The 14828-nt window shown below is 44.0% G+C and carries 18 protein-coding genes; 11 read left to right on the forward strand and 7 right to left on the reverse strand.

Features of this window, described 5'->3' with window-relative positions:
- Positions 1-225: 225 nt before the first annotated feature.
- Positions 226-858, reverse strand: coding sequence for a LysE family translocator (locus FTW16_RS15715; protein WP_146491753.1), 633 nt, complete (start codon positions 856-858; stop codon positions 226-228).
- Between the two features lie 90 nt (positions 859-948).
- Between FTW16_RS15715 and FTW16_RS15720 the strand changes: the two genes are divergently transcribed.
- A complete protein-coding gene (locus FTW16_RS15720) occupies positions 949-1863 on the forward strand; it encodes a LysR family transcriptional regulator (protein ID WP_146491754.1) in 915 nt (304 codons plus the stop codon).
- A gap of 37 nt (positions 1864-1900) precedes the next feature.
- On the opposite strand, the gene FTW16_RS15725 is transcribed toward FTW16_RS15720, so the two are convergent.
- Positions 1901-2239: a hypothetical protein gene (locus FTW16_RS15725; protein WP_102268976.1), complete on the reverse strand. Its 339-nt coding sequence runs from the start codon at positions 2237-2239 to the stop codon at positions 1901-1903.
- A 247-nt stretch (positions 2240-2486) separates the two neighbouring features.
- Here FTW16_RS15725 and FTW16_RS15730 point away from each other — a divergent pair, with 247 nt between their 5' ends.
- The 5 genes from FTW16_RS15730 to FTW16_RS15750 all read left to right on the forward strand — a co-directional run bounded on the left by FTW16_RS15730 (position 2487) and on the right by FTW16_RS15750 (position 5737).
- On the forward strand, positions 2487-3320 hold the full coding sequence (locus FTW16_RS15730) for an AraC family transcriptional regulator (RefSeq protein WP_146491755.1): 834 nt from the start codon (positions 2487-2489) through the stop codon (positions 3318-3320).
- A gap of 145 nt (positions 3321-3465) precedes the next feature.
- Positions 3466-4194 carry an AzlC family ABC transporter permease gene (locus FTW16_RS15735; protein WP_146491756.1) on the forward strand — a complete coding sequence of 243 codons (729 nt, stop codon included), beginning with the start codon at positions 3466-3468 and terminating at the stop codon, positions 4192-4194.
- Positions 4195-4196: 2 nt separating this feature from the next.
- Entirely contained in the window at positions 4197-4526 is a 330-nt protein-coding gene (locus FTW16_RS15740; protein ID WP_050644634.1) for an AzlD domain-containing protein, read from the forward strand.
- 50 nt (positions 4527-4576) lie between these two features.
- A complete protein-coding gene (locus FTW16_RS15745) occupies positions 4577-4882 on the forward strand; it encodes an NIPSNAP family protein (protein ID WP_146491757.1) in 306 nt (101 codons plus the stop codon).
- Between the two features lie 81 nt (positions 4883-4963).
- The gene (locus FTW16_RS15750) at positions 4964-5737 is read left to right on the forward strand and encodes a viroplasmin family protein (protein ID WP_146491758.1); all 774 of its coding nucleotides are present in this window, start codon (positions 4964-4966) and stop codon (positions 5735-5737) included.
- 192 nt (positions 5738-5929) lie between these two features.
- Here FTW16_RS15750 and FTW16_RS15755 read toward each other — a convergent pair whose 3' ends face one another.
- The gene (locus FTW16_RS15755) at positions 5930-7078 is read right to left on the reverse strand and encodes a glycosyltransferase (protein WP_146491759.1); all 1149 of its coding nucleotides are present in this window, start codon (positions 7076-7078) and stop codon (positions 5930-5932) included.
- 325 nt (positions 7079-7403) lie between these two features.
- On the opposite strand from FTW16_RS15755, the gene FTW16_RS15760 reads away from it, so the two are divergent.
- The 5 genes from FTW16_RS15760 (at position 7404) to FTW16_RS15780 (ending at position 11457) form a co-directional block, all read left to right on the forward strand.
- A complete protein-coding gene (locus FTW16_RS15760) occupies positions 7404-8330 on the forward strand; it encodes a glycosyltransferase family 2 protein (protein ID WP_146491760.1) in 927 nt (308 codons plus the stop codon).
- Between the two features lie 16 nt (positions 8331-8346).
- A complete protein-coding gene (locus FTW16_RS15765; protein WP_146491761.1) occupies positions 8347-9783 on the forward strand; it encodes a lipopolysaccharide biosynthesis protein in 1437 nt (478 codons plus the stop codon).
- A 113-nt stretch (positions 9784-9896) separates the two neighbouring features.
- Complete coding sequence (locus tag FTW16_RS15770) at positions 9897-10250, forward strand: hypothetical protein (protein WP_146491762.1); 354 nt, start codon at positions 9897-9899, stop codon at positions 10248-10250.
- Positions 10251-10359: 109 nt separating this feature from the next.
- Positions 10360-10974, forward strand: coding sequence for a LysE family translocator (locus tag FTW16_RS15775; RefSeq protein ID WP_146491763.1), 615 nt, complete (start codon positions 10360-10362; stop codon positions 10972-10974).
- 48 nt (positions 10975-11022) lie between these two features.
- Positions 11023-11457: a GNAT family N-acetyltransferase gene (locus FTW16_RS15780; protein WP_146491764.1), complete on the forward strand. Its 435-nt coding sequence runs from the start codon at positions 11023-11025 to the stop codon at positions 11455-11457.
- Between the two features lie 41 nt (positions 11458-11498).
- Here the strand turns inward: FTW16_RS15780 and FTW16_RS15785 are convergent, their stop codons facing one another.
- The 4 genes from FTW16_RS15785 to FTW16_RS15800 form a co-directional block, all read right to left on the reverse strand.
- Positions 11499-11966 carry a DUF3429 domain-containing protein gene (locus FTW16_RS15785; RefSeq protein WP_146491765.1) on the reverse strand — a complete coding sequence of 156 codons (468 nt, stop codon included), beginning with the start codon at positions 11964-11966 and terminating at the stop codon, positions 11499-11501.
- A complete protein-coding gene (locus FTW16_RS15790; protein WP_146491766.1) occupies positions 11963-12508 on the reverse strand; it encodes a glutathione peroxidase in 546 nt (181 codons plus the stop codon). Before FTW16_RS15790 ends, FTW16_RS15785 begins: the two co-directional genes overlap by 4 nt.
- Positions 12509-12605: 97 nt before the next feature.
- Complete coding sequence (locus FTW16_RS15795) at positions 12606-13928, reverse strand: ABC1 kinase family protein (RefSeq protein WP_146491767.1); 1323 nt, start codon at positions 13926-13928, stop codon at positions 12606-12608.
- Between the two features lie 221 nt (positions 13929-14149).
- Complete coding sequence (locus FTW16_RS15800) at positions 14150-14536, reverse strand: thiol-disulfide oxidoreductase DCC family protein (protein ID WP_146491768.1); 387 nt, start codon at positions 14534-14536, stop codon at positions 14150-14152.
- Between the last annotated feature and the right edge of the window lie 292 nt (positions 14537-14828).

Below are 14828 nucleotides of genomic sequence, written 5' to 3' on the forward strand. Positions count from 1 at the left end.
GATACTGATAATTAACTACTTGTTAACATTTTTCAATGCGAATACATATTGATGTGAGCAAAGGCATGCATAGTAATTAGTTAGCCCCAGTTCTATTGCCAGAAGTACTGTTAGCGTATTTAAGGATGTTAAATCAGTTATCCTCTTAATCTGCAGGCAGTACTACAGCAGACGATTTTTCCTCTCAAATGAAACCCAATTTATTTTCTTCCTTTGCTGGCTCGACTATAGGTTGGGGCTGTGACTTGTTACTGCGAGTGCAATGGCTGCAGTTAAAAGCGCTGAGCCACCGATTCTATTCAGGTACGTTGGGCGATCTTGCATAAACCCAAGAAGTTTCTTGGCAGATATGGCGTAAATCATAACCCACGTAAAATCCAACACTGCCATTGTGGGGCACATCACCAACATTTGTGATAACAAAGGTTTGGTTGGGTCAATGAACTGGGGGAAGAATGCGGTGAAAAACACAATCGCTTTGGGGTTGCCTGCTGCAACGAAGAACCCACTTAAATAGAGTCTGTGGCCTGAAATCTCGGTGGGTGAATTGTTGACGATTTGTGCTTCACACTCAGGTTTATCAAACAACATCTTGATACCCATATACAGCAATGTTGTGACCCCAAGCCACTTGATAACGGCGAACGCTAGTTCAGACGCTGACATTATGACGCCAAGTCCAATTGCAACAATGATCATCTGTATGAAGTTTGCTGAGATATCACCTAGTGCCGTAAAAATAGCTTTATTAACGCCATATTTCATTGAATGAATGACTCCCAACAAAATGCTGGGACCTGGCGTCATGGTTAAGATAAGTGAAGCGAGGCAGAAGGTTAGCCATGTTTCTATAGTCATTTGTTTTCTCCGGGTGACTAGTCTCTATTTTTCGGAAAAAGTAGTCTGCTAGCATAGAGATAGATATCAAAATAACTTGAGGTTATATAAATGGTTGAAGACTTGGAGAGCATTCCATCATTAGTTCCTAAATTACTTCTACAGCTAATAGCGCTCGGAAGTATCACTGATGCCGCTCAGGTATTAGGAGTCAGTCAACCCGCTGCGAGCAAAGCACTTCGACGTGCTGAAGATGTGTTAGGTTTCGCTTTAATTCGAAGAGACAGTCGTCCGTTACTGTTAACTGAGGAAGGAAGGCTAATTGCTGAGTTCGCTAAACAGCAAGAATTGCAAGGAGAAGTGCTATTAAGACAGCTTCGACTTATTCAAAAAGATGGTGCTGGACAGGTGAAAGTGGCTTCTTTTGGCGCATCCGCTTCCACGCATATTTTACCTAACCTAATTCATGCGATCAGCCAACACTTACCTCAAATTAAAATTGAAATAAGCGAGTTTACAGACGAAGAAGCATTACTGGCATTGCGAGAGGGGCGCGTAGATTTTGCAATCGCAGTTGATAAAGAGTATTGGGATCTAGATATCATCCCAGTTTTTACTGACCGTATGGTGGCTTTAGTTCATGAAGATGACCCTTTATCCCAGTTACCAGTTTTGTCGGCTGTGGATATCGAAGACCGAGATTTTATATTGAGTAAAGGGGGCAGCGAGGCGCTCATTAGAGAATGGTTTGCGCTATCAAAATCTCGCCTTAAGGAAAAACACACCATTGTTCAATTGACCTCGATACTTGCTTTGATTCGAGCGGGCTTAGGTGTTTCTATTGTTGCAGAGCTTGCCGTTCCAGAATCTCATCCCAGCGTAAATGTTATTCCTCTTGCGCCGGAGTACCCTCGTAATATTTGTGTAGCGAAAAGAGGTGGTTGTTTTTCTTCGAACGCAGCCAGGTTAACTTGGGAGTTTTTGAGTAAAAATAGGTCACACAGTTACCTAAGCAAAACGAGGTAATTAAGTGCGAAGAGACGTTCAGTTCTAATTTCCTAATTTAATTCGCAGGCAACACAACTGCAGACGCTTCTTCCTCTGAATCTTCTTTGTCTTCGACTTGTTCGGCTACCCAGTCAATTGTCTTTGTTAGATAAAGCTTGTTGGTTTCGGTATCACACCAACTTTTTGATAACCCTCTTCGATTAAACTCACTGCCAATCGCTGCCAGTGTTTGGTTGCTCGAACGTCCGTAATACAAGGTGTCGCACAGTTGCAGGTTCGACATCGATTGTGGGTATGTATTAACCGACGAGGAGTTCATACTTAGCGCTTTCGACTGGTTGTGAGTACAGCCAGTGAGGCTTAAGAAAAAGATCAATGCTAAGGTTTTCTTCATCATATTTCTGAACGGTTGCCAATGATTGGCGCGAATTATGAACATGATTAAGCCACTGATTTGTCAATTTTTCGCCAAGTACCTGCACAGCATGACTTTGCTCGCAATTAGAAAGTAATATCGAGCGATTTAATTCAACGACCAAAAAACGTATTAACGGCCAAATGCGCAATTTTGTACAAAAGTTGAAAGAGCCTATAGAGTAGACTGATAAGTCGCTCGATAATTAACAGGCTTGGGAATCGTTATGGAGAACAAGAAACGCTCTAAAGAAAAGGCCGAATATAAGATAACGGAAGAGTTCGGTGGCCTTGAAATCCTTAATGCTGAATACGAGAAGCAGAACTTCTCGCGCCATAGCCATGAGGGCTACACGCTTGGGGTTATTGAGCAAGGCGCTCAGCGTTTCTATCGAACGGGCGGACATCATATTGCACCACAAGATGCGATTATTCTCGTGAATGCCGATGAAGTTCATAGCGGGCACTCTGCCACAGAAGGCGGTTGGGCGTATCGAGCGATGTATCCACTCCCAGAGCAACTTGCCAAGATCACTCAAGAGTTAAACTTACCTAACTACGGTGCACCATACTTCCCAAGAGCGGTTGTAGAAGACCCTGAGCTCGCCAATCAATTGAGATTAGTCTTCAACACGATTGATGAGTCTGATAACCGCTTATTAAGAGAAACATTGATGTATGGGATGTTGGTTAAACTGATTAGCCGACACGGAAAATCGCCGCTTAAACCCCAACTAGATGGAAAAACTCAGCGCCAACTTGTCTTAGTGAAAGAGTTCTTAGATGACTTTCCACAAGCTGATGTGTCCTTAGAGGAGCTGTCAAAGTTAGCGGCTTTGAGCCCGTATCATTTAGTACGTTCCTTTCAAAAAGAGTTTGGTCTTCCGCCGCATGCGTATCAGATCCAATCTCGGCTAAGGCTTTCGCGTAAGTTATTGAAACAAGGACATACCATTTCAGATACCGCTCAAGAATGTGGCTTTCATGATCAAAGCCATTTTCATCGACACTTCAAAAAGGCCAATGGCTACACGCCGGGGCAATACGTCAAAATGCTCTAAACTTGCGTGGCTAAGGCATGGCTAACTTGTGTTAAGTGCGGCTAAGGTACGGTGAATTGGGGCATGAAATTGAGCAAGTTTGTACAATCGAACCGACTCAACTCCTCTTACATTGAATAGCCAATGTGAGAGAGAAAAGAATTATATGGATAGTGAAACAATGGATAGACGAACACAGTTATGGAAGGGCGTTTTAGCGGGAATGCCTTTGAGTATTGCGGTAATCCCTTGGGGAATTCTAGCCGGTTCATATGCGATAGATGCCGGATTGAATCAACTTCAAGCGCAAGCGATGTCGGCTATTTTGTTCGCAGGGTCGGCACAACTTGTTGCTGCAGGCATGTTCAAAGCGGGTATTGGCTTAGGTACTATGCTTCTGACCACACTGTTCATTACCTCAAGGCACTTTTTATACAGTGTATCGATGCGCGACAAAATCAGTCACCTTCCTGTGCGCTGGCGTCTATTACTTGGATTTTGGCTTACCGATGAGCTGTTTGCGATTTGCAGTGGGCAATCTCAGCAGGAATTTAATCGTTGGTACGCAGTTGGTGTAGGTGGGGTATTTTACTTTGTTTGGAATATTGCGAGCTTTGTTGGCATTGTCGCCGGTAGTCAAATTCCGTCACTCAACGAAATTGGGCTCGACTTCGCGGTTGCAGCAACCTTTATCGCTTTGGTTTTTCCATTAATCCGCATTCTACCCGTCGTGGTATGTGTGGTTGTTTCTCTGGTCACTTCGGTTGCCATGTCGGTTAACAATATTGAGGGTGGACTAATGATTGCAGCGATTGCCGGTATGTTAGCGGGCTTTTTCAGCGAATCGTTCCAAGAGCGAAGCAACGGTAACAAGACAATCGTAGAGGGGAAATAGAGATGATTTGGTTAACGATATTACTCATGACTGCGATTGTTTTCTTTAGTCGGTATCTGTTTTTAGAACCTGCAATCCCGCTTCGGCTCAATCAAACCGCAAGACGCCTATTACGCTATTCAAGCCCAGCGGTACTGACAGCGATTTGGGGGCCCATTGTATTTGCTCCTGAACAAACATTTTGGCCAAGCCTTGAAAACCCATACTTGATAGGTGCGGTGGTGACTGGCTTGCTGATTTGGAAAACAGGCAATGTGCTGCTAACGATCGGCGTCAGCATGGCGGTGTTTTTGTTCTATAACCTCGTTGCGGTTGATTACCTTTTCTCTTGAGCTTCAATTTAGGTTTTATGTTTCTCCCATGATTTAAAGGCTATATAAATATGATTACTTGTTATGTTCGATATGTGATTGATCCTAAGAAGGTAAATGAGTTTGAGGCATACGCAAAAATGTGGATTCCTTTGGTCGCTAAATTTGGAGGCCAACACAATGGTTATTTCTTACCGTCGGAAGGGGCGAACAATATTGCCTTGGCGCTGTTTACCTTTGAAAGTTTGGCTGCTTATGAAGAGTATCGAATTAAGTCGCTGAGCGATGCTGAGTGTATTAAAGCGTTTGAATTTGCAGACGAAGTGGATTGCATCGTGAGTTATGAACGCAGTTTTTTTAGACCTGTTTTAGAGTGATAGACCTTGCAACGTATAGCGTGGTGGCATCTAATGTACTGATTCACTGTTTGTGTGTTTAGGTTTTGGTAAGGAGTTAGTTTGGCTAAGAAATATTATGTGGTTTGGAACGGTCGCACACCGGGTATTTTTACCACTTGGAACGAGTGTAAAGCGCAAGTTGATGGCTTTGCTGGTGCGAGATATAAATCGTTTCCAACACTAGGCGAGGCTGAGTCTGCTTTCGGTGGTAAAACGTCGTCTGCGTCAGGGTCTACGGCTACAAAGCCAAGCTCTACGGGTAAGTCGACGAAAGCAAAGGTGCCGCCTCTTTCAGAGCAGCAAATCACTGATATGCCTTTTGATATCAAGATCTTTACCGATGGTGCTTGTGAGCCAAACCCTGGTGAAGCAGGGACGGGGTTGGCGGTTTACCAAAACAACCAATTAACAGAATTGTGGTATGGCTTGTATCAGCCTGTTGGTACCAACAATACCGCCGAGTTACATGGCCTTAAACAGGCGTTTTTACTCGCAAAAGAGAAGTTAAACTCAGGTTTGTCTGTTGCGATTTATTGTGACTCTAAGTACTCGATAGATTGTATTACTAAGTGGGCAACTGGTTGGGAGAAAAAGGGCTGGACGAAGTCGGGCGGCGAGATCAAAAACCTCGATATTATTAAACCTGCCTATGCGCTCTACCAAGAACTGGCTTCAAAAATTACCATCTACCATGTGAATGGGCACGTTGGTATTGAAGGTAACGAATTGGCCGACAGAATGTCGATTGTGGCTATTTCATCGCAAGAGCAACAACTGACTCAATATCGTGATATCGAAGATATTGAATCTATTTTGGCACTGCGAGCTGGCTAGCTAGGCTTCTTAATGAAAAGCTAATAAAAGTTACTGAAAACCGAAGATCTCATAATTAGGTAGAAGATGCTAAATTGAGCGTTACATTTGAAGTTGATGTAGCGCTTTGCTTTTCTTGTGGAAGCTGGTGGTGCTTAGTTTCTTAAGTGTTAATTAGTTGCCTTAGTAGTAATTAGCTACTTTAGTTAGCTACTATTGAGCCGGGTCTTCTATCCAGCGAGATAATTGCTGAGCTTGTTTTATCGAATTAAAACTGTCCTTTACTCTTTGACGTGCCTTTAATCCCATTGACGTTTTATCATTGCTGCTCAACTGTGCAAAACGCTCAATCGCTTCTCTTAATTCCTCAACGTTCTTTTCGTTAACCACAAAACCGGTTTCAGGTGAGACGATCTCTTTGCATCCCATGATGTTGGTCGTAATGACGGGTGTGCCTACGGCCATCGCTTCTTTTAAAACGAGTGGTCCGGTATCCACACATCCTGTTTCAGAAAAGCAGAATGGTGCGATTAGGCTCTCATAGTTCGACAGTTTCTCTTTCACCCACTCGTTAGGTTTGGCGCCAAGAAAGGTCACGTTTCGAGTGAGCCCTTGCTCTTTTACCTGCAGTTTTAATTGTTGCTCTAAATCACCAGTACCGATGATATCAAGATGAATGTCAAGAGGTTGGGCTATCGGTGCTAATGCATCAATAAGGTGGTGGAGACCTTTTTGTTCAACTAACCGGCCAAGGAAAACAAAGCGAAGTTGTTTCGTTTCAGTTTTTGGATTGAGTTGGAATTGTTTGGTATTTACTCCGCAGTGTAGGAGCTTAACGTTTCCTTTCGCCATAGTATTGAAGTCCGCGAGCATGTCTTTGCAGACAGCGACCACAAAATCACTCGAAGAGATTTTCTGTTCAATATCATAAGCAAACTCGTAAACATCGTGGCCATGAGCGACAAACGAGCAAGTAATATTGAGAAGCTTTGCTGCTACGATAGCGTGAGCTGTGGTGTGCTGACAGAAATGTGCATGAACGTGTTCTACGTCTTTTTCTGCGAGTTGCAGTGCTAATTTGAATCCATAAGCGAACAGTGACTTTTTAGGCATACTGGTTTGCTTAGAAATAAATGAGATAGCTTTGAACAACCCTAGCCAGTTAATGTGGGTCACTTTACCCATCTGAACGTCTTTGCCAATTTCGACAATGTCGTAGTCAAATTGTTTTTCGCTGTTTTCAATTTTGAAGGTCATGACACAGACATCGTGTCCACAATCTTTCAAGGAGTCGACTTCTGTTTGAATGAAGGTCTCACTGAGTACAGGGTAGGTTGGCGCCACAAATGCTACTTTCTTCATTCCTTACTCCTCAAATCCATATGATTAAAGCGATTAAAGCGATCAAGCCAATGTAATAACCAATAAAGCAAGATACGAACCAAGATCTAATCGTAGCTTTGGCGGGCATTTCAATGGTTTTTTGAAGGCTATCCACCTAGAAGTGTCCCGTTTTCTCAAATTGATAGTCAAATTGAAGTTGTAGGTTTTTCGACCTGATGCGTTTTGTCGTCATTTTGGGAATGGACGCGTAGGTGGCTGATCTAGAAATGATTTTGTAGCTAGAAACTCTCGGCATAGAACATGCAACGTCAGCCATATAACGTATAAATCTGAGGGCGTCATTATGGCTAAAGTAAGTGTTGTTATTCCTACCTACAACTGCTTGGATTATCTGCCGAAAGCAATTGGCAGCGTACTAAAGCAGACTCATCAAGATGTTGAGCTCATTGTCATTGACGATAACAGTAACGATGGAACGTCTACGTATCTCGCGTCGATAGACGATGAACGCATTATTACCTTATCCACTTTGGGTGTTGGCGCACCTCAAGCAAGAAACCTTGGAATAGCGAAAGCAACGGGTAAATACATTGCTTTTTTAGATGCTGATGACTTCTGGCTACCCGAAAAACTCGAACACCAACTCGAATTTCACCAACGATACCCAGACCTCGCGATGAGCTTTACCAATTACGAACATCTCACTGAAGACTACCAAGTGATAGTCGATTGCTTTAGTTATTGGTCGCAGTTTCAAGATCAAGACGAGCTGTTCATCAATATCGAGAAGCCTTTAGAGTTCATTATTGAAAACAATGTCATTGGCACATCGACGGTCATGGTGAAAGCGGATGTGTTTTCTCAAACAGACGGTTTCAACCCTGATATCAAATACGCAGAAGATTGGGAGTTGTGGCTTCGAATGAGTGAAAATCATCAGATTGGTGTATTGAACTCAGTGCAAGTAGGCTACTTGATGAGATCGAGTTCCGTTACCCAAACGGAAAGCCTTAAATTGAGAAATTTGCAGTCTATAGAAGCTATTCTCCAGCGTTACCAAAATGACAGTCAACGATGGGACCTACCAACTTCGAGTTTCAAAATCGCAAAAGCAAGAATTCTGGAAGGTTACGCTGACTATTATCGAGGCTTACAAAAAAACCGACTGGCCATCTCATACAGTATCCGTTCGTTAGTTTTGGCTCCTCAAAAACGAACGTTACGACATCTTCTTGGGGACTGTAAGAGTTTCCTAACGCCTGCATGGTAGGGAATAGGTGTCTCCTATGGGTTCACTAAAACAGTCCGCCTATTACGCCATCGGTATTGTGATGATGAAAGGGATCTCACTTGTGATGATCCCCTATATCACCCATAAAATGACGTTGGCTGAATACGGTTCATTAGAGGCCATCGTCTTGCTGGCTGATATAGGGACGATCCTATTTAGTTTCGGTATTGTTGAGGCAATGTATCGATATGTGGGGGTGGCTGAGGGTGAAGAAAAGAGAAAGCTTGTCTCCAACTGTTTCACTTTGAGTGTTTTAGTCTGCGTGTTAGGAGGTGCCTTAATAGCTCTTAGTATGCCGCTGTTGTTATTGATGTTGCCAGTCGAGTTCCAGCCTTATCAAATCCTACTGCTATTGATCCCTACCATGCTAGATGGTGCGATTTCTATCCCGCTAACATTGATGCGAATGAATGCGATGGCCAAACGTTTTTGCATGCTCAATGTATTGAAGGCGAGTGTGCAAGCAGCAATGACCTTTATCCTACTGGAAGCAGGCTATGGCATTGATGGTGTTCTGATATCTTCCGCGGTGTCGAGTGTGTTGTTGATGCTGTGTTTATTACGTTATCAATGGCAAGAGATGGGTACATTTGGCAGCCTCAAGTACTCTGCTAAGATTCTAAAATTTGGGTTACCCACGTTAGTCGGTGGTGCTTCGATATACATGATTACAGGGCTAGATCGTTGGGTGATGGCGAGTTTCGTCGGCGTTGAAGAGCTTGCGATTTATGCGGTCAGCGGTAAGTTTGCGTTGATTCTAGGCTTACTGTTGCAGCCTTATGCACTTTGGTGGTTTCCAAATCGTGTTGCCATGCTTCAACAATCCGGTGGTCATAAAGTGTGTGCGGAGAGAGCGCTAGTAGGCGTTAATCTGGCCATTGTTTTGGGCTGTTTGATGATCCTCACTGTACCTGGATTTATTGATTTGATTCTACCAAGTAGTTATCAGTACGCGGGGACTATCGTCGTGGCACTCTTGGCTATTGGTGTAATAAAGAGTGCAGGGGATTACCTTAATCTAGGCTGCTTTAGTGGTGACTCAAGTCAATCGCAAATGTGGATACAGGGTGGGTGTGCAGCCTTAGCAGCCATTGGTTATTTTGTTGTGACACCTATCTATGAAGTATGGGGAGTTGTGATGGTGCTCTGTGGCACTTACGCCGTGAGATTGTTACTGCTCTATATCGTGAGCCAAAAGATGGAATATTTACCTTATGATCACCGTAAATGGATGGTCGCGGTGAGCATCGGTCTACTTGCGATTATCAGTGACAGGCTCCTTGGTTGGGTGCTGGTTGATGTGCATGATTTTGTTTTAGGCAGTCTTGTTGCGATAGTGACGTTAGTTGCCTTCATTCGATACTCTATTATCCCTGTACCACAGGCGCTACTCGATAAGTTTATGTTAGGTAAGCATTCGCATGTGGGTTGAATTCGTGTCACCCAAAGTACAGCGGGTAATCGGCACTTAGACACACAATCATCCGCGATAATAAAACGCTGTTCATAATCGGTCGAATTAGATAGTATTTATAAATTCAGTGAATGCTAGCGATGGGAAGATATATGAATAAGTGGATGCTGCTCCTTTCTCTGTTTTCAGCTACCTCATACAGCTCCTTTGATTTTTCAAGTGAGGGTATTACTGCTCCTGACTTCAATTCTCCGGATTTCAAGCCGCCTGAAGTTTCTCAACAGGAACAGCACAATATCGTTTGTGAAAGCGTGGTCTGCAATTCAACGTCTGCACGCCAGTCGGTTCCTGTTGTTGGTGAAGTGCCTGATAGAGAGCTTAACCAAACCATTGAAACTCTTGCGAGTGCTATCTATATCATCGGTGAAATTGGTGTCGCGGAAAACTTGTCTACGCCAGAATATGAGAAATTTTTTGAGAATTAGTTGAAAGGATACGACAGTAGGATTGGTACTGGTTTTAATAGCTGCTATAAAAGGTCGTATCTCATTTAATGATACGACAACCTTGGCGTATTGAGACTAGGAAATACCAATGGAAATATGGAAGTTGCTGCTGTTTATCCCTGCTTGTTTTGCGCTCAACATGACTCCGGGCCCTAACAATTTGTTATCAATGAACAACGCCCGTTGTTATGGATTTAAGGCCGCCTTTGTCGCTGGGTTAGGAAGAATCCTCGCTTTTTCTGGCATGATTGCTTTGGCTGCCTCTGGCTTAGCGGTTGTGCTTTATACCTCTGAAACTCTGTTCTTCCTTATCAAACTATTTGGTGCGATGTATCTGTTGTGGATCGCGTTCAACCTATGGCGCTCACAAGCGAGCCCGGTCGAGGAAATCGAACGAAATAAGAATTGGTTTGGTCTGGTTAAACAAGAATTGGCACTTGCCGCTGGCAACCCTAAAGCGATACTTATCTTCACCGCATTTCTTCCTCAATTTGTTGATGTTTCTGCGAACGTAAATACTCAATTCTTTGCTTTAGGTAGTATGTTCCTTGTGTTAGAAATGTTCGCGATTTCCATCTATGCGGCATTTGGCTTATATCTACGAAATTGGTTTTCAAAACCTCAAATGGCCAAGCGCTTCAATAAAGCATGTTCTGTGTTTCTTGCCTTGTCTGGTGCGAATTTGTTGGTGAGCCGTCAGTAGCTCTCATTTTGTTTGTTTAGTTTATCGTTAATCTTTTAAGGCCTATGTATGAATGTTGTCTGTGCGGAAAAACAAGAACTGGCTGATATCTACCAGCTTGAACACGCTTTGTTTGGCGAGCACGCCTATCCGCTGTTTTTCTTTCGTCAGGCGTTTGATTGCTGGGGGAAGGGCTTGTTGGTGGCGAAACAAGCTTCGCAGGTTGCGGGCTATGTGTTAATGACACCAACCGATAAACAACAGGAGTATTGGGTTTTGTCATTGGCTGTTGATACGGCTTACCGAGGCATGGGGATTGGCAGAAAGCTAATGCAGCAGGCGATAGAAACCTTGCCACAAAAATCCAAGCTGCTGCTTACCGTTGACCCAAATAACAACTCGGCTTGTGAACTGTATTTGTCGATGGGTTTCGTGACTATCAAGGAAGAGAGTAATTATTTCGGTGACGATGAGCCTCGTCAGGTCATGCAGCTCATCGTCTAGTTCCCGCTTCATGTATCTGTTTAGATGTAGGCATCGCATGCTTAAGTTAGCATCACGATACCGTGCATCAGCACCACGCTGGACGTTAATCGGGTTCGCATATCAAAATAGCCATCGGGGCCTTCACTTTGGTTCTCTTCTCTCATAGACCTTTCCGCTCGCCAAACCGCAATGTAGCCAATGATAAGAAGGATAATGGTGAGAAACTCTTGCTGCTCACCTAGCAACACCGACAGCCAAGCTGTCAACACAATAACATTGCTTAGAATCAGAGCCTTGTTGCTGGATGGGCTTTCGAAATTTTCGATGCCATTTCCCCACAAAATACCTGACAAAAAACTCAATATGACCACGCTGTAGGTGATGAAGAGTGTTTCGCCGCTCAAGCTAAATAATTGGCTGTCGGTGAGTGATAACAGTAGGCCGAATAAAAAGGGGATTAAACCCAAATAACCAAGCTTGGCCATGGTGTTGCGTGTTTGAGTTGCCTCCAAGTAATCTGAGCTCATAACTGCTGCTCTATTGCATTTTTGAGGGTACTACTGGTTGGCGATGTAGAACTCGGGAAAGTTGCAATCACTTTACCTTCTTTGCTGACCAAGAACTTGTAGAAATTCCATTTCGGTTTGATACCGGCTTGTTGTTGGATTTCGGAAAAGACTGGGTTTGCGTCAGGTCCAGACAGTGAAGCGCGCGCCATCATTGGAAAGGTGACGCCATAATCTAGGTAGCAGATTTTAGCGGATTGCTCCTCGCTTCCTCTGTCTTGGCGGAAATCATTACTTGGGAACCCAACAACCGTGAACCCTTGATCTTTATACGTTTGGTGAAGCTGCTCAAGTTGCTCGAACTGAGGCGTGAAACCGCATTGGCTTGCCGTATTTACGATCAATAAAGTCTTACCTTGAAACTCTTCACACAGCTCAATTTCTTCGTTTGAATTTAACAGTCTTTGTTTGCCTTTGAGTATCTCTGGGCAGCTTGCTGAAAAAGCGAATGAACTTGTTAGGCTCGCGATTAGGGCGGTGGAGCAAAGCAGTGAAGGTTTCATAGGTTTGGCTCATTTTAGTTGGCGTAACTGTTAGTACTCTTGCGCAGCGCGAAATGATCACTCTGCTAATCATTAACCGTCACTATTTATGAACGAATCAAGTGTCATCGCTGATGAGATATGGAGCGACCAAACGACTTATGTTCACCCTTGCACCAAGGCGAGCGGCTAACAGATACATGCCACCGATTTTACGATGGAGGAATAGTGCGTCTGCGGGTGGCGTGTGCCAATACTCTTGTTCCATGCTCAAGATGGTGCCAGCTTCACGAAGTCGTTGAGCTAAACCGCTGGCTTTAAAATCGTACTCTTCGTCGACCAACATCGGTTCACACGCCATAGTCACCAAGTTGAGAATGGCTTGGCGTTGTTCGGGGAGAATCGTCTCGCTAAAGAACCCTATTTGCTCTAACGCTTGGTTGAGTCCTTGCTCATCGTTGTTAATGACAGAGGAAAAGGCCAAGCGATAACCCTCGCTGAAGCGGTCGCTGTATTCTCGGGTTGCTCCAAAGTCTAACAGCCCAATCTGTCGAGTGTTTTCAACGTAGAGATAGTTGGCGAAGTTGGGGTCGGTTTGCACCATCTTAAAGTCGAACAATTCTCTGAACAGAAGTTCGAGCAAGCTGTGCATTACAAAGTCACGGGTGCTTTGATCGTAACTTTCTATTTGCTCTATCGAGACGCCCTCGATGAAGTCCATGGCGAGCACCGATTCAGAGGATACTTGAGGATGAATCTTAGGTACGACGAAGTGAGAGTGCTCCTTTAATGCATCATGATAACGAATCGCGTAGTCAGCCTCGCGAGCATAGTCTGCTTCATCGTGGAGCTGTTTCTTTGCCTCTTCTAATAAGCCTTTGTAGTCGACCGATTTGGGTATCAACCCAACAATATTAAGTAATGTGCCCACGTTGTCCACATCACTGTCGATGCTTTTTCGAATGCCTGGATATTGGACTTTGATGGCAAGTTTGTCTCCAGAGTCGCTATACGCTTGGTGAACCTGACCGATGGACGCACTGGCGATAGGCTTAAAGTTGAAGGAGATAAACTCCACCTTCCAGTTCATTCCGAGCGAATTTTCTAACACTTGATTGAGCTGTTTGGCTGGCAGAGGGTCAGCGTCTGAACGTAGGCGAGCAAGAATGTTGGCTAACTCTGGTTCAAGAATATCACCCGCATCCATCGACAGCATTTGACCGAGTTTCATCGCTGCTCCACGCAGGTGCGCGAGCTGGTCGGTCAGGCGAGCAATGTTCTGTGGCGTTAACAGCAAGTCTTTTGCCTTGGGTCTGTTGCCTTGTGCGATTTGCTTGGTGCCTTCTGTTAGTACGTTACCTGCGACTCTTGTCGCCAACGAGGCGAACTTACTAAATCTAGAAAGTCGATGAGTGGGAAGATTTCTCTCTTTTGCCGACATAAAGTCTCTCTCTGGGAATCTGGGTTCACTACAAAGTTCTATCAATCATTACACAACGTTATGTTTTGTTGTGATAACTTGTCGCGTGTAACAGTAAACAGAATTAAAAGGACAAAGCATGAAATTTATTTGGTTGAAAGTGGCCGTTACTGTATTGGTGTTCGCAGCACTGTTTGGCATCGTTTACTACAAAGTCGCCAGCGGCATATCTTAACTCAATACTATTTGATGCAGCTGTTTCCGTTGCAACGCGACTTTCCGGTTAGCCAGAACGAAATTTTATATCGATTCTTGGCAAACCGTAGATAGCACCAATCTGCCACTGGCTTGAACATCGTCCAACGTAACGGGGCATACAGCCAACCTTTTCCTACTAGCTTCCACGCTTGGTAAGTCACGTCTAGACCGAGCAGCAGCTTTCCGTTTTCGTCCAGTGCATGCAAAATTGTATTGGCTGCCTCGGCATCTATTTGTGGGTAGTTTGAAAACGCTTCACTGTAGATATCGATGGTCTGGATCTGATTTTTGGAATCAGACTTAGTCAGTGCTGCCATCTCTTTTGCGCAAAGTGGGCAGGTTCCATCGTAAAATATCGTCAGTTGTGTCATTGTTTTTCCGCCTGTGGCTTAGTTAGAAGAACCTTAAGTTGCCCGCTAAATCGGCACCCTTCACACGCTTGTTATTCGATAAGCTTAAAGTGGCTACGCTATTGTACCTTTTAAAGATCACTCTCCTCGTATCAAAGCTCTAAATATGTCTGACTTAGACACTTTGTTCACCCTTTCAAGTTCTTGATTATTTGGTCAAATCTCGACTTTATGGACAAATGATAACAAAGCGTCCAATAAAGGTGTGCCTTCAATATATAAACATCAACCAAATCAATTAGTTGAACTTGGC

Origin of the sequence: Vibrio sp. T20, assembly GCF_007858795.1 — a bacterium.
Classification (GTDB): Bacteria; Pseudomonadota; Gammaproteobacteria; order Enterobacterales; family Vibrionaceae; genus Vibrio; species Vibrio satsumensis.